Below are 9,465 nucleotides of genomic sequence, written 5' to 3' on the forward strand. Positions count from 1 at the left end.
TAGCCTTTAATAGAATTGCTTGTATAAAAGTAATTAACTATAGTTAGGGTAAAACGTTTGAAGAAAGGAGTTTTGACGTGCTCTTTACTCTAAAAGAAATCCAAAAGCGGGTCAAACCAGTGGCTGAAAAGTATGAGATTCCTGTGATTTATCTTTTTGGTTCGTATGCCAGAAATGAGGCAACTACGGAAAGCGATATTGACTTTTTAGTGGAAACCAAAGGAATGCCTGAAACTCATTATTGGGTACTTTATGGTGAATTTTTTGAAGAATTGAAAGAAGCAGTATCCCATGAAATTGATTTAGTTGAGATGGAAGCATTGTCTGAACAAAATGTAACTGATTATCAAAAGCAATTTTTAGAAAAAATGATGAAGGAGCGAATAAAAATATTTGAAAAATAAGAAAGAAGACGATTTACGTATTTTAAAAGGATCACTGATTTATTGTGAAGATATTGAATTAACACTCCATCGTTTTGGTAAGAACTACGAAGTTTTTGCACACGATCGAGTGTTTTTTCATGCTGTCAGTATGTCTTTGATGCAAGTAGGAGAAATAGCGAATAAACTATCAAATGAATTTAAGGAGCAGACGAATAATCAAGTGAACTGGTATAAACTTAAAGCAATTCGTAATTTATTCGCTCATGCTTATAGTAATGTCAGTAAACGGCATGTTTGGCAGTTTGCAACAGTTTTTATACCTGTGTATGCTGACTTTTGTCGTCAAGAAATAAACAAACTAAATGAACAAAAGAATTAAAGGCCAGTCACTCAACTTTATTTATAGTGACTATTTTTTTTACCCAAAAAATTAGAGGAAAAGAGGAATTTATATGGAATTTGCAATTGCACAACCTCAAGAAACATTTGGCAAATTAGAATATGTTGGTCGAAAAGATGAATTTGCAGAATATGTGAATGGATCTAGAAAAGTAGTAGGTCATTATCATGCATTATTATCGGTGAAACAACAGGAAACAATTGAAGTGATTTTACCCAATCGAGGAAACTCCTCCGTTTTAAAATTGAATTATGGGGATGAAGTCGTTTTAAAAGAGGTACGGTGTGAACCATTTTCACAGGCTGCAGGCGATACTGGAGCTGTTTCTGGTTGGATGATTAAAGTGAGAGAAATTGAAAAAGTAAACTAAGGAGAGTATACGATGGCAAAAATGAATGAATTAAATCAAGAAATTGCTTTGGATGTTGAAAAATCATTTGGTAGTTTAAAGTTTTTAAGAATGAAGGAAGACAAACGGAAAGAAGATGAGGAAGGAGAATTAGTATCAACACAAAGTCGTTATGTGGTTCAATCAGAGCGACAACTATCAGAAGAAGTAATTAGCATCGACATTTCAGTGGAAAAGAAAATGTTTCATTTTGGCGATATTGTCCAATTAGTTAATCCAAGAATTGAATATTACTCCTTCCGTCAAGGGAGACGTACTGACAATTATTTAAAAATTGTGGCAGATGATATTGTCAAAATGAATCCTAGCAAAGTAGAAGATAACAAGAAAAAAGTAACCACTGAAAGTAAATCATGATGCAGGAAAATACGCATCGAATAAAGATAAAATCGCAGTATTTTTCTGCCGTTGCTAAAGGGTTAAAGACATTTGAAATACGTTACAATGACCGTCAGTACAAGGTGGGTGACAAAATTATTTTACAAGAAATCGATCGTTTAGGTAGTTATACAGGACAAGAAATACAAGCGATTATTAGCTACCTTACTGATTACGAACAAAAAGAACATTTTGTTGTATTTAGCTTTAAGAAAATAATTAAATGGGAGAATGAATGTGAAGCAACTAAAACGTCCGACACGAAAAATAAAAGAGGCTCTAATGAGCAAACATTTGAGCCCATATAATTGGTTTGTTGAACGGAAAGCTGGCAATAAAGTCGTGCTCATTCACCGTTACACAGGTACTAGACGTGAATTAACAGTGAAATAACTATAGGAGGGATGCAATGAACTTACTGATAGAAAGACTTGTCCTATTATGTTAAAGGAGATTTTTAAGTATAGAGGAAGAAGGATCAGAAAGTTTCATTTACATTTTTTATTGATCCACCATTTGGTGTTCCTTTGTCCTTTTTTAATTCCATTAGCTTTCTTGGGTTATTATTGGATTTATCCGATAGTGATGAAATTAACTGATCCGCAACAATTGATTTTACCTGCGTTAGTTGTTTTCCCCTGGCTGGTTCTAGCGAATCTCTTTATCTTTACCATGATGCGTATATCTCAATTAAGAGGAGGCTATTTTTTATCGGTTAAATACTATAATGCGATAGCTGATATGCTAAAGTCAGCAGGATTTATGATCAAAAATGAAGCCAAACAACCAGGAAAGAAACCAACAGAAAAATTTCCTAAAGTCTATGTGAAGAAAAAGAAGCATATTACTCAAATAACATTACCGTTAGATGGTGGGCAAAATCATGATCGTTTTTTGCAAATAGGTAAAAAATTAGAAGAGATGTTTATGGCAGATTTAGTTTCAGAAGAACGGGATTTTGGTTTTGTCACGTATGGTTTTATGACGGATGTGATTGGTAAAAGAATAGAAATTAAAGATGTGCTTGCAAAAGATGGCTCGATTAAATTAATGGAAGGTGTTTACTGGAATTACGATTCAGCACCTCACATGTTAATTGCTGGTGGTACAGGGGGAGGAAAGACGTATTTTCTCTATTCGCTTATTAAAGCGATGCTCGATGTAGGAACTATTGATATTTGTGATCCTAAGAATGCCGATTTAGCGGATTTGAGTGATTTACCCGTGTTTAGAGGGCATGTTCATTATGGATCTGGAGAAACAATGATTCGCTGTTTAGAAAATGGCGTAAAGTTAATGGATAAGCGGTTTAAATATATGAAGTCCTTACCTAATTATCAGTCTGGGAAGAATTATGCCTTTTATGATATTCCGCCACATTTTATTATCTTTGATGAATGGAAAGCTTTCTATACTTCTTTGGATTATCGAGTGAAGGAGCGTGTAGATATCGCTGTACAACAGTTGGTATTGAAAGCTAGACAAGCAGGGATTTTTCTTGTTTTAGCGACTCAAAGACCAGATGCAGCAGATTTTCCAGCAGGAGTTAGGGATAATTTGATGTGTAAAGTGACTGTGGGGATTCTTGCGCAGGTAGCTTACTACATGGTTTATGGTGATGAAAATAAAAATAAAGCATTCTTCAATAAAAAAATTAAAGGTCGTGGCTATATTGATACAGGAGGTGGTGCAAAAGAGGATGAGGGAGAAGGTGCAGTAAGAGAATTTTACACGCCATTCGTGCCACCAACCTTTAACTTTTTAGAATACTTTAGAACCTACGAGAAGATGATTGTTTTTGATTTCAATGATAAGGAATGAAGACTGTAGAAGCCTTTTTATTTTGACAAAAAAATTAGTGAAGACTATGTAAGATAAGCTAAAAAATCTTATCAGCACAATTTGCAACATATAAAGCAGTAGTGAAATATATAATATTGTAATACGTTATATGCAATGTAACGGTACAAAAATAGTTGAATAAAATAAAAAAAGGCGTGGCTTAGGTTGCTGTGCAACCGTAGCAGGCGCCACTGCGCTAGCAGGTGGGGCGCCGTTAGGCTTTTTGAGGTGTTTGGTGGAGCTTGCTCCGCCGAGCACCTCTGGAACCCCCGTATTCTAACAGGGGGGTAATGAGGATATAAAATGATAAAAAAGTAGTAGTGAATCCATTGATATAAAAGGATTTTATTAGTTCCCATGGTGCCTTAAAAAAAGTTTGATTTTGGGAAGTGGATTTTGTAGTGAACGATATGGGTGTATTAAGTGAAATTGGGCTGAGTATTTGTACGTCTCGTAAGAGATTAAAGATGACCCAAACAGAGTTTGGCAAAGTAGTGGGTTTATCTCGGAAGACGATCAGTAAGATCGAAAGAGGAGAAAGTTTTCCTTCAGAAGAAAAAATGACAGAGATTTATAATTTTCTTGCAACAGAAGAACAACATGAGCCATTGGAAAGTATTATTGATTACTTACGAATTAGTTTTCCCTTTCACGATGTCAATAAGATTTTTAACGAGGTTCTAAAAATCAAAAAAGAATTTTTTGCGGAAACCTCTAGTCATCTATATGGTTACGTCGGTGGTTATCAATTAGATTATATACACGTTCTTTATTCCAAGGATCATGATGATCGAGGAATTTTGATTCAATTATCTGGTCAAGGCTGTCGCCAATTTGAAGCGTTTCTTGAAGCGCAAGGGCGAACATGGTTTGACTTTTTTTATGCTTGTTTTGATCATAAAGGCAGATTTACTCGTGTTGATTTAGCGATTAATGACTATAAAGAGTATCTAAGTATTCCAGTTTTACTGAATAAAATTGATCGCCAAGAATTGATCTCACGTTTTGAAGTGTATGAATTTAATGGATCGGGTTCCATATCCAAGAAAAAAAGAGGTGGTGTGTCGATTTATTTAGGTTCAAAGAAAAGTTTATTTTATATTGCTTTTTATCAAAAGAACTATGAACAAGCAAAAAAATTAGGAATACCTGTTGAAGATGTGCCGATTAAAAATCGTTATGAACTGCGCTTTAAAGATGAACGGGCGATGGATGCTATTACTCGTTATGTTGAAAGTGGCATGTTATCTGATTTGTTACTTGGTATTTTAGATGATTACCTTTGTTTTACTGACAAACGTCCGAATGTCTCTCGTAAGTATTGGCCTGTTAATAAAAAATGGCGCCATTTCATTGGGGATGTAGAAAATGTAAAACTAATTACAGAGCCTAATGAAAAACTTTATGAGCGTTCTAAAAATTGGTTTAAGCGAACAGTAGCACCTACCGTCAAAATGCTTATGGAAGTCGATGATTACAATGACACGGAAGAAACGTGGGAAATTATTGATGAGGCAGAATTGAGTGATAAGCAATTACACATGATTGAAGCACAAACTGCCTCAATTCAAGAAATGCTAGTTGCATAATAAGAAATTTGACGTGGGAAAATACCTATTTTTAAGAAAGTAGAGAAGGAGCAATGGAAAAACATAAATTTATTGAAAGAATGACAAAAGAATGTTGTGTGACAAAAGAGAATTTGGAAAAGGTTACCAATCGTCTGTTAAAAGTAAAAAATGAAATTAAAGCCTTGGATGAGTCTAAAGAATTGAACATACCATACTTGCAAAAAGTAGTTAAAAAAAGAGGAGCTGAAATCGATAGGTGTAATGAGGATATAAAACGTATTAGTTTATTATCTTGCCTTGGCGAACAAGTTGATGATTGGCGAGATACAATTGTTTGGTTTGAGTATTTACAAATAAAGAATAAGTTCCATTTTGTTCTAGATGACTTCCAAAATTTTCTAAAACAGTATAGAAATTTTGTTCCTAAAAACAGTGAAGCTTTAAACCAGAAAGTAATCAAATACTTGGATAAAAAAGGATACATTGTTGATAGTTCTTTTGAAGGAGATTATGCCACGTGGATTGGTGTCTATGCTCGCCCTAAAGATAAGCCAACATACCTTGATCCAGCAAATGAAAAAGATGCTGAATTACAAGCAAGATATCAAAGAAATGGGTTCAAACAAGATTTTGCTGAATGGTTTGAATTTAAGATAGATAAGAAAGGAGAAATTACCGAGGACATTTAAGTTAGAAATTAATATTAGAGAGGTAAAAGAAAGGAAAATGAATATGCGAGATATTAGCAAAAAAATTGGTTTGATAGCAGATGAAATTTTTGACGTAGAAATGGAAAATTTTGAAAACAAATTTTATCAAGATTTGAATCACAAAGGACTTGAGGGATTTGATACAGTGGTTGTATATGAAGAACATTATTGCTTGTTTTATAATCAATTGCGTGATTTTTGGGAAGCAAAAAAATCAACTTTCCAAGAAGATCCAGGTGTAGCACATGGAATGACCAACTTAAATGAATTTCGCTCTTATATAGCGAAAAGATTTCATCAGATTCGCGAACTACGTTATGAAGAACTTCTCCGTGAAGTGCTTGAAAGTTATGGTACTCGGACAAAAGAAAAATAAATAATTGGAAAAAGGTGTGAGATGAGCGGTGTTACTTGAACAACTGGGTGAACCAATAACAATTGGAAAGTATTTAAATCAGTATGAAGAAATGATCCACCATGTACTCAGCGAATTATCTTTTGTCGATTGCCAATCAAATAAAATAAAAAAATTACTTCAAGCCGAAATGCGCAAAGCCGAAACAACCTTTTATATATTTTATGATCAAAATCATCGTGAGCCAGATTATGCTTTCTTGCAACAACAGATAACAGAGTTTGGTGTCGAGCGTTTAGAATTATTTCAACCAGAAAAAGATTTTCTTTCGGTTGACAATTTTATCTTTCGATATATTGAAATACTGAAAAGTGAAAAATTATTGTCAGGTCTTGTATTTAATGAGCAGGATCTTTTTTTTGTGCAGAAATATGAATGTAATCGAGCAAAAAAATATTATGAAGATAATGATGCGTATTTGCAAGGTTACGAACAGGAACGTATTTCTACTAATAAAATTATTCAACAATTAGCTTATGAAAAACTAAAACAAGCGTTTGTAGCAGATTCTTTGATCCAATCTTTAAGAAAAAAATGAAGGAGGATTCTTTATTTCTATACCATTTTCAGAACCATTAACGAAAACTTTAAGACGTGATTACGGGTTCAATGTTTTTACTGCCAGTCCAACTCAAGAGGATATTGAAGTATACATGAAAATCAAACAGCGATTAAACCGTCCAGAGTTACCCTTTAAACCATTTGTGGATATTTGTTTTGAAAGAAAGCTGTCAAAACATACTTATCTCATTATTGAAGGACTTTGTATTAAGAATATTAAAGGAGTATTTCTGAATTATTCTTATAGCTTTTATAAAGCATCTTATTTTGATAGTGAGGAACCACAAAGGATAAAAATTTATGGGGATCATTTAGAAAGAAAAGAGCTTTTACGAAAATTAAAAAAGTTTCACTTTTTAAAGAAACAACAGTGATTTAAAAGAACTGTAAACTGAAACAAGAAAGAAGCATGTTATTATTTAGAAAACGCTGACATAAAGGAGGAGAAGAATGAATAAAAAAGTGCGTTGGGGAATTGTAGTTGGAACGGCATTACTCATCTTAGGTGTTGTTAACTTTATGATTCATGAATCAAATTATAGTAAACAAGTAGAGGCTGTAGCTAAAAAACAGTCGAACAGAGACCAGGTTGTAGAAGAAATAAAAAAACAAATTAATTCTTTATATTTAGATGATGCCAAGGAGTTTTTACAGACGGAAATTTCACAAGAACAAATCGATCTATTGGAAATAAATGTAAATAAGTATTTAGAATCAAGTCAAGCTTTTAGTGTGAATATTGAAAATTTACGAAAAAATGACCGAAAAAAGTACCAATTTAATGTTAATAATCTGTCAGCGCTACAAAATGAAGTGAAAGCCATTCAGCATAAATTCAAAGCACAAAACGAGGTGAATCACTTATTTCAATCGCCGTATCTAAGTGGCGCTAGTGAAAATGAAGAGGTTATCATTATTGATGATTTAACTGCAGAAGAATTGCAAAAAGTTAAAGAGAATCATTACCAAGATAAAGCAGATGAAACAAAGAAATTTCAATCGGCGATCAATAAGGGAATTGAAATTTCACAAAAGCAAGTTGATCAAATTACTAAAGTACAAAAAATGATTAATGAACTCTATCCAGAAGGAAAAGTGACTGATCAAGCAGATCGAGATATATTTGATTCGCTAAAAAAAGAAGTGGAAGAAATCAAGAACGAGAAATCAAAAAATTCTTTCAGAGAATTATTAAAGGGGATGGAAGAAGGATTAAATGAAAAAGAGCAATCAAAAGAAGCAGAAGAAGTAAACCGTCAAGAAGACCAACAGCTAACTGAACAAAGTGAGGAGATCGTAAATACTAATAACGAGGAAACTCCAGGAAATGATACGACACAAAATGTAGTTGAAGCACCAACGACTCAACCAAGTACACCAATATATCCAACCGAACCACCTGTCAGTCCTGATTTAGGAGGAACAAATAATTCTAACCCAAACGACAATTCAACAGGAAGCAACGCAGGTGGTAATTCAAGTGGTTCAACTGGGGGAAGCAGTACAACTCCAACACCACCTGTTCCAGAAAAGCCCTATGCTTTGAACCCTTACACAGGTAGTGGGAGTTTTTATGGAAGTTATGGTTCGGCTGTAAATGCTGGGGAACAACATGGTATAAATGGTGGGAATGGATACGGAATTTATACAGAATATTGGTCGGATGGTACTGAAAAATATTATCTAGAATTATATTAGAGAGAAGACATTAATTTGTCTTCTTTTTTTAGTATAAAAAATATAAAATTGGAGGTTTGTATGAAAAAATATCAAATAAAGTTGAGAATTTGGTTTATTATTGGAATGCTATTAAGTTCATTTTTATGTCAAACAGGACTTGCAATAACGATACCGATTGATCAAGCGGAACAAGCAACTGAGAGGATTAAGGAAAAAGAAACAATTGAAAATACGAAATTAGATGACCAAGATCAGCTCACTCGATGTTTGCAGGAAAATAAATTAGTTCAAGGAGAAGACGGAAAACTTTACACGACAACAGCTGACAATTATACGTCTGTTCCAATTAATGACATGTTAGGATTTAACAATCTTTTAAAAAGTGGTAATAGTATCGTATACGTTGATCCTAATGCACATATTTCAAATATTGATATTCATTTATCAAACGGTGGACGAGAGTATGGTTGGTATGGAAAACGAGTAAATAACGAAATCGCTATGTGTATTGAACAAGGTGTAGCAGTTAACGTAGGATCAAATGGTGGATACACTGCGGTACTCCAAGACACAGAGCTGATGAAACGTATTTCACTAATCAAATATTACGGGATAATTTTACCAGGGTATACGCTTCAGCGAGAAATTATGACTCAAATATTAACTTGGGAACAACAAGGGATCACGCCTACCAGTATTACAGGTGAGTTTTCAATGGCAGATTATCAATCTTTCAAGTCAAATGTCATGGCAAATGTAAATAAATTTTATACAAAACCTTCATTTAACGGACAAACGGTAACCTTGAAAGTCGGCGAAAGTATTACTTTGACTGATATTAATAGATCATTTTCAAATTATCTAAGTACTCCCTTAGCTAATTCTGCAGGAGTGATAGTCAATAAAAGTGGAAACCAATTGAAAATTTCTGCTACAGATAAGGCTAATCAATCTGGAAAAATTAGTTTTAAATATGATATTAATAATAGTTATAGAGGAGTACCACTTGTTTTTACAAACCCATATACTCAAAACGTAGTGGTAGGAAAATTTAATGATCCGAGTTTTATTCACATCAATATCAACGTCCTAAAAAACGGCAATGCCCGTGTG

At 33.7% G+C, this 9,465-nt stretch carries 12 protein-coding genes and 1 pseudogene; all 13 read left to right on the top strand.

The genetic code is table 11. The features are described 5' to 3' along the window. Nucleotides 1-77: 77 nt before the first annotated feature. Nucleotides 78-404 carry a nucleotidyltransferase family protein gene (locus AB5M32_RS10115; RefSeq protein ID WP_368024441.1) on the top strand — a complete coding sequence of 109 codons (327 nt, stop codon included), beginning with the start codon at nt 78-80 and terminating at the stop codon, nt 402-404. Next, nucleotides 394-765, top strand: a complete 372-nt coding sequence (locus tag AB5M32_RS10120; protein ID WP_368024442.1) for a DUF86 domain-containing protein — start codon at nt 394-396, stop codon at nt 763-765. Before AB5M32_RS10115 ends, AB5M32_RS10120 begins: the two co-directional genes overlap by 11 nt. 73 nt (nt 766-838) lie before the next feature. Beyond that, nucleotides 839-1,156: a DUF961 family protein gene (locus tag AB5M32_RS10125; RefSeq protein ID WP_368024443.1), complete on the top strand. Its 318-nt coding sequence runs from the start codon at nt 839-841 to the stop codon at nt 1,154-1,156. 12 nt (nt 1,157-1,168) lie between these two features. Beyond that, nucleotides 1,169-1,552, top strand: coding sequence for a DUF961 family protein (locus AB5M32_RS10130; protein WP_368024444.1), 384 nt, complete (start codon nt 1,169-1,171; stop codon nt 1,550-1,552). After that, entirely contained in the window at nt 1,549-1,881 is a 333-nt protein-coding gene (locus tag AB5M32_RS10135) for a DUF3850 domain-containing protein (protein ID WP_368024445.1), read from the top strand. Before AB5M32_RS10130 ends, AB5M32_RS10135 begins: the two co-directional genes overlap by 4 nt. 277 nt (nt 1,882-2,158) lie before the next feature. Then, nucleotides 2,159-3,394 (top strand): FtsK/SpoIIIE domain-containing protein, encoded by a 1,236-nt coding sequence (locus AB5M32_RS10140; RefSeq protein WP_368024453.1) that lies wholly within the window; start codon nt 2,159-2,161, stop codon nt 3,392-3,394. 431 nt (nt 3,395-3,825) lie between these two features. Beyond that, on the top strand, nt 3,826-5,004 hold the full coding sequence (locus AB5M32_RS10145; RefSeq protein WP_368024454.1) for a replication initiation factor domain-containing protein: 1,179 nt from the start codon (nt 3,826-3,828) through the stop codon (nt 5,002-5,004). 53 nt (nt 5,005-5,057) lie between these two features. Further along, nucleotides 5,058-5,675, top strand: coding sequence for a Phi-29-like late activator (locus AB5M32_RS10150; RefSeq protein WP_368024446.1), 618 nt, complete (start codon nt 5,058-5,060; stop codon nt 5,673-5,675). Between the two features lie 43 nt (nt 5,676-5,718). Next, on the top strand, nt 5,719-6,072 hold the full coding sequence (locus AB5M32_RS10155; RefSeq protein WP_368024447.1) for a hypothetical protein: 354 nt from the start codon (nt 5,719-5,721) through the stop codon (nt 6,070-6,072). A gap of 28 nt (nt 6,073-6,100) precedes the next feature. Then, entirely contained in the window at nt 6,101-6,649 is a 549-nt protein-coding gene (locus tag AB5M32_RS10160; RefSeq protein WP_368024448.1) for a hypothetical protein, read from the top strand. Between the two features lie 115 nt (nt 6,650-6,764). Continuing rightward, nucleotides 6,765-7,046, top strand: a complete 282-nt coding sequence (locus AB5M32_RS10165; protein WP_368024449.1) for a hypothetical protein — start codon at nt 6,765-6,767, stop codon at nt 7,044-7,046. A 76-nt stretch (nt 7,047-7,122) separates the two neighbouring features. After that, nucleotides 7,123-8,370, top strand: a complete 1,248-nt coding sequence (locus AB5M32_RS10170) for a hypothetical protein (RefSeq protein WP_368024450.1) — start codon at nt 7,123-7,125, stop codon at nt 8,368-8,370. Nucleotides 8,371-8,430: 60 nt separating this feature from the next. Then, nucleotides 8,431-9,465: pseudogene (locus AB5M32_RS10175) on the top strand (hypothetical protein); the annotation flags it as partial.

The sequence above is a fragment of the Enterococcus sp. C57 genome, assembly GCF_040887305.1.
GTDB lineage: Bacteria > Bacillota > Bacilli > Lactobacillales > Enterococcaceae > Enterococcus_B > Enterococcus_B hirae.